Source organism: Mucilaginibacter sp. P2_A4 (assembly GCF_056405015.1).
This window is the reverse complement of record NZ_JBFUCX010000022.1, coordinates 124,249-138,561: the sequence shown is the minus strand read 5'-3', so window position 1 is coordinate 138,561 and position 14,313 is coordinate 124,249. Positions and strand designations below refer to the sequence as shown.

Annotated in this window: 13 protein-coding genes; 4 read left to right on the top strand and 9 right to left on the bottom strand. The window is 40.2% G+C overall.

Going from position 1 to position 14,313, the window contains the following annotated elements:
• Positions 1 to 45 precede the first annotated feature (45 nt).
• Positions 46 to 435: a DUF423 domain-containing protein gene (locus AC1DYB_RS28560; protein WP_477440080.1), complete on the bottom strand. Its 390-nt coding sequence runs from the start codon at positions 433 to 435 to the stop codon at positions 46 to 48.
• Positions 436 to 520: 85 nt separating this feature from the next.
• On the opposite strand from AC1DYB_RS28560, the gene AC1DYB_RS28555 reads away from it, so the two are divergent.
• Together AC1DYB_RS28555 and AC1DYB_RS28550 are read left to right on the top strand one after the other, a co-directional pair.
• The gene (locus AC1DYB_RS28555; protein WP_477440078.1) at positions 521 to 2,110 is read left to right on the top strand and encodes a hypothetical protein; all 1,590 of its coding nucleotides are present in this window, start codon (positions 521 to 523) and stop codon (positions 2,108 to 2,110) included.
• Positions 2,111 to 2,249: 139 nt separating this feature from the next.
• Positions 2,250 to 3,689 carry a DUF5723 family protein gene (locus AC1DYB_RS28550; RefSeq protein ID WP_477440076.1) on the top strand — a complete coding sequence of 480 codons (1,440 nt, stop codon included), beginning with the start codon at positions 2,250 to 2,252 and terminating at the stop codon, positions 3,687 to 3,689.
• Positions 3,690 to 3,834: 145 nt separating this feature from the next.
• Here AC1DYB_RS28550 and tsaB read toward each other — a convergent pair whose 3' ends face one another.
• The 4 genes from tsaB to rpmH all read right to left on the bottom strand — a co-directional run bounded on the left by tsaB (position 3,835) and on the right by rpmH (position 5,413).
• Entirely contained in the window at positions 3,835 to 4,527 is a 693-nt protein-coding gene (gene tsaB / locus AC1DYB_RS28545) for a tRNA (adenosine(37)-N6)-threonylcarbamoyltransferase complex dimerization subunit type 1 TsaB (RefSeq protein ID WP_477440074.1), read from the bottom strand.
• Between the two features lie 7 nt (positions 4,528 to 4,534).
• The gene (gene yidD, locus AC1DYB_RS28540) at positions 4,535 to 4,777 is read right to left on the bottom strand and encodes a membrane protein insertion efficiency factor YidD (protein WP_477392618.1); all 243 of its coding nucleotides are present in this window, start codon (positions 4,775 to 4,777) and stop codon (positions 4,535 to 4,537) included.
• Positions 4,774 to 5,175: a ribonuclease P protein component gene (gene rnpA / locus AC1DYB_RS28535; RefSeq protein WP_477440072.1), complete on the bottom strand. Its 402-nt coding sequence runs from the start codon at positions 5,173 to 5,175 to the stop codon at positions 4,774 to 4,776. Before rnpA ends, yidD begins: the two co-directional genes overlap by 4 nt.
• Positions 5,176 to 5,254: 79 nt before the next feature.
• Positions 5,255 to 5,413: a 50S ribosomal protein L34 gene (rpmH, locus tag AC1DYB_RS28530; RefSeq protein WP_184542896.1), complete on the bottom strand. Its 159-nt coding sequence runs from the start codon at positions 5,411 to 5,413 to the stop codon at positions 5,255 to 5,257.
• A gap of 134 nt (positions 5,414 to 5,547) precedes the next feature.
• Here rpmH and AC1DYB_RS28525 point away from each other — a divergent pair, with 134 nt between their 5' ends.
• Positions 5,548 to 6,426 (top strand): ChaN family lipoprotein, encoded by an 879-nt coding sequence (locus AC1DYB_RS28525; RefSeq protein WP_477392623.1) that lies wholly within the window; start codon positions 5,548 to 5,550, stop codon positions 6,424 to 6,426.
• Between the two features lie 139 nt (positions 6,427 to 6,565).
• Here the strand turns inward: AC1DYB_RS28525 and mscL are convergent, their stop codons facing one another.
• A complete protein-coding gene (gene mscL, locus AC1DYB_RS28520; RefSeq protein ID WP_477440070.1) occupies positions 6,566 to 6,970 on the bottom strand; it encodes a large-conductance mechanosensitive channel protein MscL in 405 nt (134 codons plus the stop codon).
• 152 nt (positions 6,971 to 7,122) lie between these two features.
• On the opposite strand from mscL, the gene rpoN reads away from it, so the two are divergent.
• The gene (rpoN, locus tag AC1DYB_RS28515) at positions 7,123 to 8,598 is read left to right on the top strand and encodes an RNA polymerase factor sigma-54 (RefSeq protein WP_295719434.1); all 1,476 of its coding nucleotides are present in this window, start codon (positions 7,123 to 7,125) and stop codon (positions 8,596 to 8,598) included.
• Between the two features lie 243 nt (positions 8,599 to 8,841).
• Here the strand turns inward: rpoN and AC1DYB_RS28510 are convergent, their stop codons facing one another.
• The 3 genes from AC1DYB_RS28510 to AC1DYB_RS28500 form a co-directional block, all read right to left on the bottom strand.
• On the bottom strand, positions 8,842 to 9,858 hold the full coding sequence (locus tag AC1DYB_RS28510) for a PorP/SprF family type IX secretion system membrane protein (RefSeq protein WP_477440067.1): 1,017 nt from the start codon (positions 9,856 to 9,858) through the stop codon (positions 8,842 to 8,844).
• Between the two features lie 294 nt (positions 9,859 to 10,152).
• Positions 10,153 to 13,674, bottom strand: coding sequence for a PKD domain-containing protein (locus AC1DYB_RS28505; protein ID WP_477440065.1), 3,522 nt, complete (start codon positions 13,672 to 13,674; stop codon positions 10,153 to 10,155).
• 158 nt (positions 13,675 to 13,832) lie between these two features.
• A complete protein-coding gene (locus AC1DYB_RS28500; RefSeq protein WP_295719438.1) occupies positions 13,833 to 14,288 on the bottom strand; it encodes a response regulator in 456 nt (151 codons plus the stop codon).
• Positions 14,289 to 14,313 lie beyond the last annotated feature (25 nt).

The window sequence follows — 14,313 nt, the reverse complement described above, 5'->3', positions numbered from 1 at the left end:
ACTCTCCGGTTTTGGTTCTGGGCTCTTCATTCTAATTTAAAACTCCTATTTATATCTAAAAGCGGCAATGGCCAGCATCAGCCAGCCTAAAATGAATAGCAGGCCTCCCAGCGGAGTTATCGGCCCCATGTAGATCAGCCAATCCCAGCCAATAAGTTTTCGGCAGCTTAGCAGGTATAATGATCCCGAAAAAAATACGATACCAAAGGTGAACAGGTAATAAGAGGCTGAAATCAACTTACTTTTTGTAGTATCCTTAAAGGTTGAAAGGAACAATAAAGCAAATACGTGATAAAAGTTATACTGTACAGCTGTATGCCATACTTCAAGCTGACTGGCAGATAAAACCGCTTTTAATCCATGCGCGCCAAATGCACCGGTTATAACAGCCAACATACCTAAAACCGAAGCGGTGATGATTATTTGTTTGTTCATGCAGATATAAAAAGCTAAGTTAACCAATTGAAAGTATTACTTTAATGGCGCAGGGTAAAATTCTATCTTTGTAAAGCAAACCGCAATGAAACGACTGATAGTTACCACCTTAATTTTACTTGTTGCCACTGTATTCATTACGGTTGTTTATTTCAAAAATTTAAGTCCGCCGGGCGTACGCAACAACCAGGTGATGCAAACCATCCCCGATAACGCTGTTGCTGTATTTGAGTTTAATAACGAGAAAGGTTTTTATGATATTTTTAACGGCAATCAGCTGTTAAGCGGCGTTATTGGTAAGGTTAAATTAAGTGATCTTGATACCCTAAGAAAGCTATTACTATCGTCTCCGTTCTCTGATGGATTCTTTTCCGGGCAAAACGTTTTTGTTTCCGTCCACCCCACTAATACAGATGACGTTGACCTGTTGGTGACTACTACTGCAGCTACAGGTTTTGACCCCGATGCCTTTGCCAAAATAAGTAAGCGGCCTAAAAACGGTCTTACTTTAATTACCCGGCATAACGCCATCGGTTTGGAGTATGATATATTAATAAAAGCTATCAACAAACACTTTTACATTATTAAAAAAGAGGATAATATTTTTGTAGGCAGCTTTTCAAGATCGCTGATCAATCAAAGTATATTGTACCGTAACGATAAAGGGAAAAATATTTTTGTTCCCCTTCCAGATCAGCAAAACTCCAACTCCCTGGCAAATCTATATATCAATTACAGGCAATTGTCGCCCGTGTTCGATCAGTTTTTCACCAATAAGAACACCGATATTTTTAAAAGTTTCCGGCTGTTGCCTGCCGTTGCGGCGCTTAGCTTAAACTACAAAAACGATGCGCTGATGTTTAATGGCACTACCAGCTTTAATAGCCATACCTTTAGCTATTTAAACCTGTTTGCCAACCAACAGCCGGTTATTAATCAATTGAAAGATATATTTCCTGCAACCACAGCTTATAGTATCAATTTCGCGGTATCTGATCCACAAAAATTTGCCACCGATCTTTCCCAATGGCATATCAAAGCTGGGGTGAGCAAAGAAAAGGACCTGCTATTTGGCAAAATAAGGCAGGAAACCGGCATGTTTTTAAAACCCGAATTTGAACATTTATTAAGCAACGAATTTGCTATAGTAACTACCCGTTACCAGGAAAAATATGCTATAGTTTCTGTTAAAGATGGTTCAAAACTATTGCCTTTAATGATGAACATAAGCACCATGATAAATGATAATATGGGGCAGTTTAATTATGAAAAATTGCCGTTTTTTTTATTGGGCGATGCTTTCAGCATTTTCAGGAAACCCTACTTTATGATCATTGATAACAACCTGGTACTGGCTGCCACACCATCAGAACTGGTAAGTTATACCGATACTTACATCAATCGTAAATTCATCAGCAAAACAGCGCGGTATAATGAGTTTAATGATTTGCTGGCCGAAAGAAGCAATGTGGCATTCTTTATGAACTTTAAAAATGCCCAGCCTATACTGAAGCGTGATCTTAAAACCTCCGTTTATGATGCCTTTGAAAACAATCAGCCCGGCTGGAAGAACTTTTATGGAGCTGCCTATCAATTTACATCATCAGACAGAAACTTCTATACCAATTTTTGTATGCAGTTAAACAGTGTGGATACAACAAAGGTAAATAAGTAAATTATTTGTACCATTACACAACTACATTGCACTTAAATACGTTAAAACTGCTGATTAATTTATTCTTTTTTATTGATAATCAATTTTACATTTTATCTTTAAAAAATCAAAGAGGCTAAGGCCAGGCGAAATATTATATATGAATAAAATTTACATTGTTTTTTGCTTATTGATCCTTTCCTTCTCGGTTTCTGCCCAGCAATTTTCACAGTACAACACGGGTACACTTTATGATTCGTTTGAAAACCCTTCGGTAAGGTCATTCATCCCCGATTCAAGCAAGCAATATGCATTCAATTTTTTTATACCAAACTTTAATGCCAACGCATACCTCACCGGCGATATCCAACAGAGTGTTAAAAGCAGGCTATTTTCCACTATACCCTCATACTATTCTGATAAGGTAACGATAGGCAAAGGGAAGATAAATCATTTCAATGCCAACGTAAATGCCTATGCTATTATGCTTAAATCATTTACCAGCCTTAACGGCGACGTTGAAATGGGATTTTCGTACCAGACAAAATTAGAATCGCGCGGAACGCTCACCGATGAAACCGCAGCCCTGCTTGATGGTGGTACAAAATTCGCAGATGGCGCTATCTATCAGAATATTTTCAATAATCATCTTTTGATGCAATCCTACAACCAGATAGGCTTTTCATACCGCGAGCGCATCAATAAACAGTTTGCGTTTGGTTTTAAGCTGAGTGCATTATTGGGTATAAAGTATTCAAAATTTGATATAGAGGGCTCGCAGGCTCAATTTAATCAACTTACCAGTGAAGCACTGATTACCATGCGAGGCCGTTATTATTCAAGTTATATACCGGGGGCAGCATCTGCCCGTGATTACTTACCAACGTTTCGTAGCCCTGGTGCATCCATAACATTAGGCACATCATACATCACAGATGATAAAATAACCATACAGGCTAATATTAAAGACCTTGGTTTTATTCATTGGAGCAGCCGATCAACAATATCTGATTTTAATAATACCGACCTTTATACAGGCCTTGCATCAACTGATCGTGAGGACAATATTTATGATCACAGCCTCAATATATTCAAAAGCAACGGAGCTATAGGGTCATTTACTACAAAAACAAATGCTAAAGCTGAGTTAAGCGCGGCAAAAACATACTGGATAGATTACGATAACAACTTTAAATACACACCGACACTTGTGGGTTCAAAGGAAGTATGGTTTACCGGCTTTACAGCGGCTCTTGTTAATCATGTGCAATATCACAACTATACAGGCAGTATTATTGCCAGTTATGACGATTTGAAGCTATTTAATGTCGGCGCGCAATTTATGTACAAAACCCCCAACATTGAATTTTACATAGGCTCGGAAAGATTATTGAATACCGGACGACTTACAATGGCCGCGTTAGGCAACCAAACACAAATAGACCATTACGGCCCCTATTCAGGAATGGATATATATTTAGGATTTTCAATGAAATTTGGGGCAGTAATTGAGCATCCCATGAACGCCAGCTATATCCCTATGGGCGAAAAAGGCTTTTTCGGCAGATTATGGGGACGAATATTTAAAACCGATAAGTAATTATTTTAGGAGAGTCGAGAATCAAGACAAAGAATGCATAATGGCTAACTTTTGTTTTAACCACCTTTTCTGCGATGCCCTAATTATTCACCAGACTTTTCTCGGCTCTTGACTCTTGATTCTTAACTCTTGACTCCTCCTTCTATTACAAAGCTTTCTTGCCGGCAATAAAATCTTTCAGATAATAAGGTTCAAAGTAGGCCACATCTTCAAAATCATTATTCTTGAATTTTTCGGAGGCCCTTTGGGTAAGGTAAGCAGCCGAATTTTCAAAACTATTTATGAACAGCGCATTGGGATTGGAGCCCAAAGCGACCTGGCATTTATCGGCGCCATCGCCAAAAAACAAAACCTGGTGAGCTTTCAGCAGTTCATTAAAGCTATTTTCATCAATAATATCTGCAGCCGTTGCTCTTAGTTTTTCGCCATCGGTATTAAACACAGCGCAATAAACTTCCATGCGGCGCGCATCTATCATGGGGCATAAAAGCGTGCCTTTGCTAATTACAATATTGGGATCATTGATAATGCCATAAGCCATAGCTTCAAGCGTTTCGATTGCTATAAGGGGCTTATCTAATGCAAAACACAACCCTTTAGCCGTTGATATACCTATACGCAAGCCAGTATACGAGCCAGGGCCGCAACTTACCGCAATGGCATCCAGGTCGTTATAGGTAAAACCGGCGTTGGTCACCAGTTCTTCAGTAAATAAAGTGATTACTTCGGCGTGTTTGTTGCGCTCATTTACCTGCTTAAAAGCCAAAACTTTGCCATCAGCCGCCAAAGCAACTGAGCAGGATGTAGTTGCAGTTTCAATTTGTAAAATGAGGCTCATATTAATTTTATGGTACAGGGTCATGGCCATGCCCACCCCAGGGGTTGCAGCTGGCAATCCTTTTTATGGTTAACCACCCGCCTTTAAAGGCACCGTATTTTTTTATGGCTTCTACACCATACTGGGAGCACGTGGGCGTATACCTGCATGATGCACCCGTTAAGGGCGAGATAAAATATTGATATATTTTTATAAGCAATATAAAAATACCACCAATAAGTGCTTTAATCAACCTTACCAGCCCCATCATACAACAGTATCATTGGTTGCCACTAATTGTTGCTGAAGCTGGGTTAGCAGCTTCAGCATCTTTTTCTCCATCAAACTATAAGGAGCAATCTCCTTACCAATATACCCTATCGATAACACAATTGTTTTATCGGCAGCTTGCAGCAAATGGTAAAGACTTTGTTGCTTGTGCAGCCTGTACGCTTCACGCATACAGCGCTTTATTAAATTACGATCAACCGCGCGCTTATAGCGCCGTTTGGGTACCGCAAATAATACCTGTACAGGATACTGCTGTGGCTCGGCATTATACAACCAGGACACCTTAAAAGGATAACACAAAAAAGAAGAGCCGCTATGAAAAAGCTTATCAATAAGCCTTTTATTACATAACCGTTCTTCTTTTTTAAAAGTATACATAGTTGCCTTATTGGAACCGGGGTTTAAGCAGGTAATCGGTATCCATTGGTTTACCTACTGGCAAACCATCGCAACCGGTTTATGCTTTGTGACTACCCTCGTCAGAAACTGATAATCTTTTTCTGCCTTTAGCTCTTCTGGCTGCTAATATTCTCCTACCGTTAGCAGTTGACATGCGTTCACGGAATCCGTGTTTATTTCTTCTTTTTCTTTGAGAAGGCTGAAACGTTCTTTTCATGGCTATTTTATTCTATTCGTCGTTTTAAAAACAAGAGCGCAAATGTAGTAATATTTTGAAACTTTTCAAACACTATTTTTCTTATTTGTCATTCTGTTTTTGTTGGTGTAAATTAAACGTTTTAAAACCATAATATGAAATCAGCCGGCATCCTTTTACTTATCTGCCTACCTTTTATAACCATGGGGCAGGAAATAGCCGCTTCCCATTATAAAATATATAACACATCAACTCAAAAACAGGCAACAGTTAGTGATATTATTAACAGTATGAACAAGGCTGATGTATTGTTTTTTGGCGAAGAACACAATGACTCCACAGGGCATATATTGGAATTTGAGCTATTTAAAGAGCTGGAACAACAATATCCACATAAAACGGCCTTATCTATGGAAATGTTTAGCACCGATTGCCAACTGGTGTTAAATGAATACCTGGCAGGCCTCATCCGCGAGAAAAACTTAATCAGCGATGCCCGCACCTGGCCTAATTATAAAGATTACAGGCCGCTTGTTGAACTTGCCAAACAAAGCGAGGCTCCCGTTATAGCAGCTAACGCACCCTCCCGGTATACCAATATGGTTACACGCGGCGGTTTAACCAGCTTACAGGAACTGGATGCCCAGGCCAAAACCTACCTCGCCCCGCTACCTATTGATACAGCTACAGGTTTATATTATGATAAATTTGTAAAAGTTATGGGTGGGCACAGCGCCATGGCGGGTATGCAAATTTATCAATCGCAAAACCTTTGGGATGCTACCATGGGCTGGTCAATTGCCAAATTTTATAAAAATCATTCAGGTTTTAAAATACTGCAGCTTAATGGTGGTTTCCACAGCGAAGAAAAACTGGGCACTGTGGCCCAGCTAAAAAAATATGCACCCAATGCAAGGTCAATCACCGTAGCAGCCTATGCCGATGACAATTTTAACAACCCCGATTGGAGCAAATTTAAACAACTGGCAGATTACATTATTTTAACCGATCCGAAGCTGCCGCGGAGCTTTTGATTGGGGTTCGGGTTGCGGGTGTCGGGGTTCGAGGGGCGGGATGCGAGGTTCGGGGGATTGATATTTAAAATATTTTTATTTCATCTGCCGACCCTCGCATCCCGCCCCTCGCAACACGAACCCCGCCACCCGCAACAGTTTATTTCTTCGCCGCTAACAGATCTCGGATCTCGGTAAGTAAAACTTCTTCTTTTGTTGGTGCAGCTGGTTCTGCCGGGGCAGCTTCTTCTTGTTTTTTAAGGGAATTTATTCCTTTAACAATAAGAAATATACAGAAAGCCACAATCACAAAATCGATTACATTGTTGATAAATAAACCGTAGTTGATAGCGGTTTCCGGGACTTTATCCACTGCTGGTTTAAGTACATACTTAAGGTTTTTAAAATCGATGCCGCCGGTCATCATGCCAATGGGAGGCATAATAATATCAGTTACCAATGACGTCACAATTTTACCAAAGGCCGCACCGATAATAACACCCACTGCGAGGTCAACAACGTTGCCGCGCATAGCGAATTCCTTAAATTCTTTTACGATAGCCATAAGATTTATATTTAGTTTATCTAAGGTAATAAATAAATTTTTATCGTATTCAAACAAATTATTTCATTCGGTATTTAACTTCATTGTCCCAATTACTATAAGTTATTTTAAAGTTAATGGTAATTGATGTATTTTTGAACACTTAGTTAACTATGCTTAAACAGAATCTTCAACAAAAACTTTTACAAAAGCTTTCGCCGCAGCAAATACAATTTATAAAATTGCTGCAGGTGCCTACCGTTTCCCTTGATACCCGTATTAAAGAGGAGCTGGAAGAGAACCCGGCACTCGAAGATCTTAGTTTAACTAATTTGAATGATCCTGTTGAAGAATACCCCGACCGCGACCCCGACGAAGACACTTTTAACGGTGACGAAGAAAAGGGAGAGATGGATGAATTTAACATTGACGATTACCTTCAGGATGATAGCGTGAACGATTACGGCTCCCGTTATGATCAAAATGGTGATGATGAAGATGAGCGTAAAGAGATCCCTATCGCGGTTCAAAGCTCTTTTTTTGAAAGCCTGCAGCTACAGCTGGATTTACTCCCTTTAAGTGATAAAGATTTCAGGATAGGTAAACAGATCATCGGCAGTTTAGATGATGACGGCTATCTGCGCAGACCCATTATGTCGCTTACTGATGACCTGGCCTTCTCACAAAATGTAATGGCCGAGGACGAAGAAGTTGAAGACATGCTGAGGGTGATACAGGGTTTTGACCCAGCCGGTGTAGGTGCACGCAGCCTGCAGGAGTGCCTGCTGATCCAGCTCCGTAAAAAGGACCCCAATGACCCTATCATAAAAAAAGCGATTATTGTTGTTGAACAATACCTTGATGAATTTACCCGCAAGCATTATGACAAGCTGGAGAAATCATTAAACATGGACTCTGACGAGTTACGCGGTGTTATCAATGAAATTTTAAAGCTGAATCCCAAACCAGGAGATTCGAATGAAGTTAACACCAAGCAAATGCAGGTTATACCTGATTTTCATATCATCAACAATGATAGTGTGTTAATACTTACACTAAACTCCAAAAACGCTCCTGAATTACGCGTAAGCAGATCATACCAGGAAATGTTTCAGCATTATGATAAGGCTGCTCAAAAGGATAAAAAATTAAAAGAGGCAGTACAGTTTGTAAAGCAAAAACTCGATTCGGCAAAGTGGTTTATTGATGCCATTAAACAACGCCAGCAAACGTTGCTTAAAACAATGAATGCCATTATGCAGTACCAGTACGAGTTTTTCCTTACCGGCGACGATAAAAATTTAAAGCCCATGATCCTGAAGGATATTGCCGACAGGATAAATATGGATATATCTACCGTATCTCGTGTGGCCAACTCAAAATATGTACAAACCGAATTTGGCACCTTCCTGCTAAAGTCCTTCTTTTCTGAAGCGATTCAAACAGAAAGCGGCGAAGAGGTTTCAAACAAAGAAGTTAAAAAGATACTGGAAGAACACATCGGCAATGAAGACAAACATCATCCGCTGGCCGATGAAAAACTTACCGACATACTCAAGGATGCCGGCTATAACATAGCCCGCCGTACCGTAGCCAAATACCGCGAACAAATGAACATCCCGGTTGCCAGATTAAGAAGAGAGCTGTAGGCAGTTGCCGGTGGGCAGTTAGCAGTGGGCAGATAGTAAAATACTTAAATAAAAATAGCGATGAGTTTGAGATTCATCGCTATTTTTATTTAAGATATTTCCAGAATTATTTGCGAACTTGATTGTCCTTTTGAAAAACTGCAAACTGCAAACTGCAAACTGCAAACTGCAAACTGCAAACTGCAAACTGCAAACTGCAAACTGCTAACTGCTAACTGCTAACTGCAAACTGCTAACTGCAAACTAAAAGGTGTGCTGCGGGCAGGTAACCTTGTAACGGTTATTAAGCAGGATACCGATTACAATTTCGTGCGAGCCGTTGCTTACTGTATTTAGTGCCGAGGTAGTAAAATCATAAGAATATCCAACGTTTACAAATGAGCTAAGGTTAAAACCTACCAGAGCTGCAAATGAATCATTACGACGATAGGAACTTCCTATCCAGAATTTATCCTGGAATGACATCTTCAAATTCAAGTCAAACGTTGTAGGCACCGGCTGTATCACTTTTACCAGCACCGATGGCATAAGCGTTACATCATCTGATAAAAAGAGCTTGGTGCCCGCCGTAAAGAAGTAATGCGGTACGGTTTTATTTTGTGTTGCACTGGTTGAAGTAGATACATAAAGGTTTTGCGGTAATACCTGTTGTACCGATACGCCAAAAAAGTAATCAGATGCATAGGCCCATACCCCTATCCCCAAATCGGGTTTCCATTGATTATTATTGATATTGTTTAATATAGGATCCGTTGGATCGGCAAAATGAACCTGGGAAAGATTTAACACATTGTGACTCACCCCTGCAGATACACCAACCGCCAGGTTAAGCCTGTTGGTAATACCAAGATGATAAGCATAGGTAGCATCAATATTGGTTTGTGTAATAGGGCCGGTTTTATCAGATACCAAAGTTAGCCCGATACCATGGTGTGGCTCGGCAGCCTGGTATTGCTGGGTGTATGATCTGCTTGATGGATTAAGCCCCCCGCCTGCCGGGAAAGCCGTTGCGTCACCCTGCAGAAACTTATCTCCAATAGGTGCATTTATAGTTAAATAACCGGTTACGGGGGCACCTTCAAGCCCTGTCCACTGGCTGCGATAACCCGCTTTTACATCTGTATAATTTTCAATACCTGTTAAAGCAGGGTTCAAAAGGTAGTTATTGAAAATATATTGGGTGTACTGCGGTTTTTGCTGCGCATGTGATGACTGCGCAGCCGCTATAAAAAATACAATTGCGTATAAAATTCTCTTCATTAATTTATCTAATGATGGTGGCTACATATCCCGAAATAACCCTACGTTCGTTTTTAGGATTTATTACATAATAACAGGTTGCAAACAGAAGTTTATCTTCTTTGTCCAGCCCCCCCCTATGGAATATAATAACCAACTGACGAATATAACCTTTCTCCGTATCTGTTTTATGCCTCAACTGTATTATTTGTAAAATTTCGATTTACCTTACCTGATAATAGCTATATGAGCGGGTAAATTCTTTGCCGGCTTATCAAATATAACGTCCGGTGAGGAATGATGACTCTAAAACAATTACCTGATTATAGTAATGCTCCCTGAAACAGCCTTACGCCCGTTTTTAGGATTTATGATATAATAATAGGTGCCCGAAGAAAGATAGGTGCCCTTATACCTCCCATCCCATGGGATGGTGTACCCCATGGAAAAAAATATCTTTTCGCCGTACCTGTTAAATATTTCAACCGTATTGCTGGGGTAACTATCTAAGTATTTAATATCCCATATATCATTTTTACCATCGCCATTTGGCGTAAACGCGTTGGGTATCACCAGATATTTCAATACTTTAACGGTAACATCGGCCGAGCTTGAGCATCCCTCAGCCGAAGTTACTGTAAGCCTGTATGATGTGGTTTCTGTAGGGCTTGCTACCGGATTTAAAATATCGTCATGATCCAAACCGGTTGAAGGGTACCATTTATAACTTAAAGCATGCCCGCTCGCCGATGCCTTTAATGTGAGCTGCCCCCCTTCAAGTACCGTTTGGGCGGCATCCGTAGTTACTGTTGGTGAAGCGTAAACTGTAATTTGCTGCTTTACTGTATCCGGGCAACTGTTGGCTGTACTATAAATATAACTGATATTTGCTATGCCGGTACCCGCAACCGAAGGGCTGAACAATCCGCCGGAGCTTATACCATTACCAATATATACACCATTACCTGCAGGGCCGGTAATAGTTAAAGGCTTAAGCTGAAAAGGGTTATCCTCCGGGCAAAAAGATGGCGACTGAGCAAAGGTTATTAGGTGTGTGGCTTTTACAACAACAGAAAAATCCTGCGTATTTGCACATGTACCACCAGAATATGCAGCTACATGTACATTAAAAGTATGGTTGCCATCAGTAAATTGTGGGTAAGTGTACCGCAGCTGTTGCCCAAAAGCCGGGTGTTCATATACCTTTAATGATGCGGCATTGGTCATATCAAAAGTAACTTCGAGCCGGGTGATGCTGCCGAAATTAACCGTTGACCGATTTTCAAAAAACACTTCTTTGTTGCTGCACAAAGCGGCAGGATCAAGCACTACAACATTGGCTTTAAGCATATCGCCGTTAACAACCAAAGTTTGGGTTTTGGTGTACACACAGCCATATTTAGTTGTAACTTTTAAAGTAACCTGGTAGTCACTCCTAGCCTCGGTATAATGATGCCTTGGATTTTTTTCGGTAGATGAATTATTTGCGGCACTGGCATGCATATCACCAAAATTCCATTCATAAGTAAAACCGGCTTCACTATGGTCTGTAATGGAGCTATTATCTTTAAACTGAACAATATCATCAACACAGGCATCAGGCAAAATAAAATCAACTACAGCCAAATCACTTATGGTTATTGTTTTGGTTTGAGGCAAGCCCACACAGCCATTTGCATTAACCACGGATAATTTCACGGCATAAATACCCGGAGCCTCATAAAGATGTGTAAATTGATTATTATCAGACTTTTGAACAATGGCGGCACCATCGCCAAAATCCCAAAGCCATTTTGTAATGACACCATCAGCGCTTGTAGAGTGATCTGTGAAGGTAATGTCCTGCCCTGCGCAGGAGGGGGCCAAAAAATCAAAATTAGCAACAGGTAAATTTGTGATGCTAACAACCACCGGATCTGACACATCCTCACAACCGTTTTCGTTGGTAATAGTAAGCCTCACATTATAATTACCGGCGTGCTCATAAACGTGCGATGGATTTTGTACAACATCAGAATGCCCATCGCCAAAATCCCAAAGCCAGGTTTTGGTTTCCCGGCCAAAGGTTTCTGATACATCTTTAAAAACGGTAGCATCACCTAAACATGAGCCCACGAAATTGAATTTTGTGATCGGTAGCGATGAAATGTTAAAATCAAGTTCAACATCCTCATTTGAACCGCACTCATCGGCAACCGGGTTAAATACAGTTGCTACTACGCTGTAATTTCCGGTTGCGTAAATTTTATCATCCCGATATTCATACGAGTAGAGTGTTTGATCTCCTTTAACTGTTGTTGATTTAACAATTGGATTATTATCGAGAAAAGTGGTGCCATTTTTAAAATCCCATTTAATACTGGTTGTTTTAAATGGCAGGGTTAACTGTAATTTATAAGTTGCATCTGTACACCCATTTAGCTGCGTTGTACTTTTTTGAGGATCTTTAAGAGCTATAAACTCGGTGAGGTTTTTCAGATTGGCCCCGGCGGCATAACCGTATGATTCGGCTGTACCAAAACCATAGGCTATGGCATTAAAACCATCAGAAGCACTAATATGATGTACGCCCTTATTAACCTCAATTTGTGCATATGAATAAACAGGATTACCCGCCACAGGCACAAAATTAGTATAAGGATTGCCATCGAGCGCAAAAGTGGGCACCGCGCTCGTTTTGATAATCACATTAATAAAATTATAAATGATCCTGAAATTACCCGTTGAATTTAAGGTGACATGATCAAGCGTTTGTTCAAGTGGGTTAAGGTATATCATTTCCGGATCGCCCGTATCCAGGTTTGCATCCACGCAATTAATAGTTTTAAATTGTGTTACGGCATACTGAACAACCTGTACCTGTTTATTGGCACTAATAACGTTGGGGGTATTTGAATTAAATTCGTAATAAAGCCCTCCTGTAAATTCAGATGGCGAAATATTACGCCCGTTTAAATTTACAATAGTGTTTGGGTCGCTCAATATAATCCTGAAAACATCATAATTGCGGCTTTTTAATGGCGCTGTTATATAATTCTTCCCCCAGGAAGCCGTTGGGTATACCTGCTGAAAAAGATTATCAGAGGTATTATTTACAGTGTTGCAACCTATAAGTATTTTTGAACTTCCGGAAAATACAGCTACTTTTTTACAGGAGCCGGCCTGCGTGCTTATTGTGCGGATGCGTGTACCAGTAAGATCATTAACGGCAAGCGCCTGGTATACCTGGCCTTTGTTTAAAATGATGGTGAAAGGTTTTCCCGGGGCCTCTCCGTCGAGTAAATATGTGGTGGGTGTTATTTCAACGGTAGTTTTATCCTCGGTGCCAACAACTGCAAATGTGGAATAGGACGGTTTTTTTTCTGTTAGGAGAGCATTGGATAACTGCGTGTAATTAATAGATACATAATCCTTACCAAGCACATTTACCGGCAGCAAAAGCGTTGCGCCCGAAACACTCTGCGCAAAAATATGGGCATATACGGCTATAGGTTTTTGTGAAGTGATATGGATTCCCTTAGTTGAAAAACCTTGCTGATCAATAAAGGCACTTGCCGGTATGGTAACTGTAAGTATCCCCCTGGCAGTTACATCATAGTTTTCAGAAAAAGAGCCATCGGCAATAGAAACGTTTACTGTGGTATTAACATCTGCAGTAATATAAAGGTTCATTTTGCTCACATTACCATTAGGATCTGTTGTAGTTGGGGGAGTAATGTGATCCATATAAACCGTCCAAAACTCGGTTCCCTGGTTTGAAAAGCCGCCCTGAGCACCGGCACCTAAACTACAGCACAGCAAAATAAAGACCGAAATTATCGCCCGTAAAAATTTCACCCTGATATAAATGTTTATTTGGTCTTGTTTATGTACACGTTAAATATAAAACTACTTTTTTAAAAAACGTAATGTTATAAATAGGAGATATGAAACTAAGTTGAAGCCTGGTTTGTGATACTATTACATGCCGCGGCTATGTTCAAAAGCCGCCAATCTCAATACCTGTTGTTTTTTTTTGTGAGCGCTTCAAGTTCAAGGTTGGCTATTTGCAGTTTGTAGGTAAGCTCTTTATTATCTTTTCGTAATTGATATATTTCAATGGCATTTTGAATATAAATTTTAAGCTCGTCATTTTGCCATGGCTTTACAAGGTATTTATACACCTGCCCCCTGTTAATAGCGTCCATTACGGCGTTAACATCCGAAAAACCTGTTAAAAGTATCCTGATGGTATCGGGATATAAAGGTAAAATCGACTCTAAAAATTCAATACCTGTGGTAACCGGCATACGCTGATCAGTAATGATCACACCAATTTCATGGGCCGCCAATACCTGGATCCCTTCCGCAGCCGACTGAGCAGTATAAATATTAAAATTCCTCCTGAAAGCCGCCTTAAAACTAATCAGATTATTTATTTCATCGTCAACATACAACACTCCTACGGGCATAGCAATAAACTTAGATTAAATCGGT

Excerpts from the sequence above, each read along its gene's own strand:
- AC1DYB_RS28560 (WP_477440080.1), bottom strand. The coding sequence starts at position 435 with ATGAACAAACAAATAATCATCACCGCTTCGGTTTTAGGTATGTTGGCT.
- AC1DYB_RS28555 (WP_477440078.1), top strand. The coding sequence starts at position 521 with ATGAAACGACTGATAGTTACCACCTTAATTTTACTTGTTGCCACTGTA.
- AC1DYB_RS28550 (WP_477440076.1), top strand. The coding sequence starts at position 2,250 with ATGAATAAAATTTACATTGTTTTTTGCTTATTGATCCTTTCCTTCTCG.
- tsaB (WP_477440074.1), bottom strand. The coding sequence starts at position 4,527 with ATGAGCCTCATTTTACAAATTGAAACTGCAACTACATCCTGCTCAGTT.
- yidD (WP_477392618.1), bottom strand. The coding sequence starts at position 4,777 with ATGATGGGGCTGGTAAGGTTGATTAAAGCACTTATTGGTGGTATTTTT.
- rnpA (WP_477440072.1), bottom strand. The coding sequence starts at position 5,175 with ATGTATACTTTTAAAAAAGAAGAACGGTTATGTAATAAAAGGCTTATT.
- rpmH (WP_184542896.1), bottom strand. The coding sequence starts at position 5,413 with ATGAAAAGAACGTTTCAGCCTTCTCAAAGAAAAAGAAGAAATAAACAC.
- AC1DYB_RS28525 (WP_477392623.1), top strand. The coding sequence starts at position 5,548 with ATGAAATCAGCCGGCATCCTTTTACTTATCTGCCTACCTTTTATAACC.
- mscL (WP_477440070.1), bottom strand. The coding sequence starts at position 6,970 with ATGGCTATCGTAAAAGAATTTAAGGAATTCGCTATGCGCGGCAACGTT.
- rpoN (WP_295719434.1), top strand. The coding sequence starts at position 7,123 with ATGCTTAAACAGAATCTTCAACAAAAACTTTTACAAAAGCTTTCGCCG.
- AC1DYB_RS28510 (WP_477440067.1), bottom strand. The coding sequence starts at position 9,858 with ATGAAGAGAATTTTATACGCAATTGTATTTTTTATAGCGGCTGCGCAG.
- AC1DYB_RS28500 (WP_295719438.1), bottom strand. The coding sequence starts at position 14,288 with ATGCCCGTAGGAGTGTTGTATGTTGACGATGAAATAAATAATCTGATT.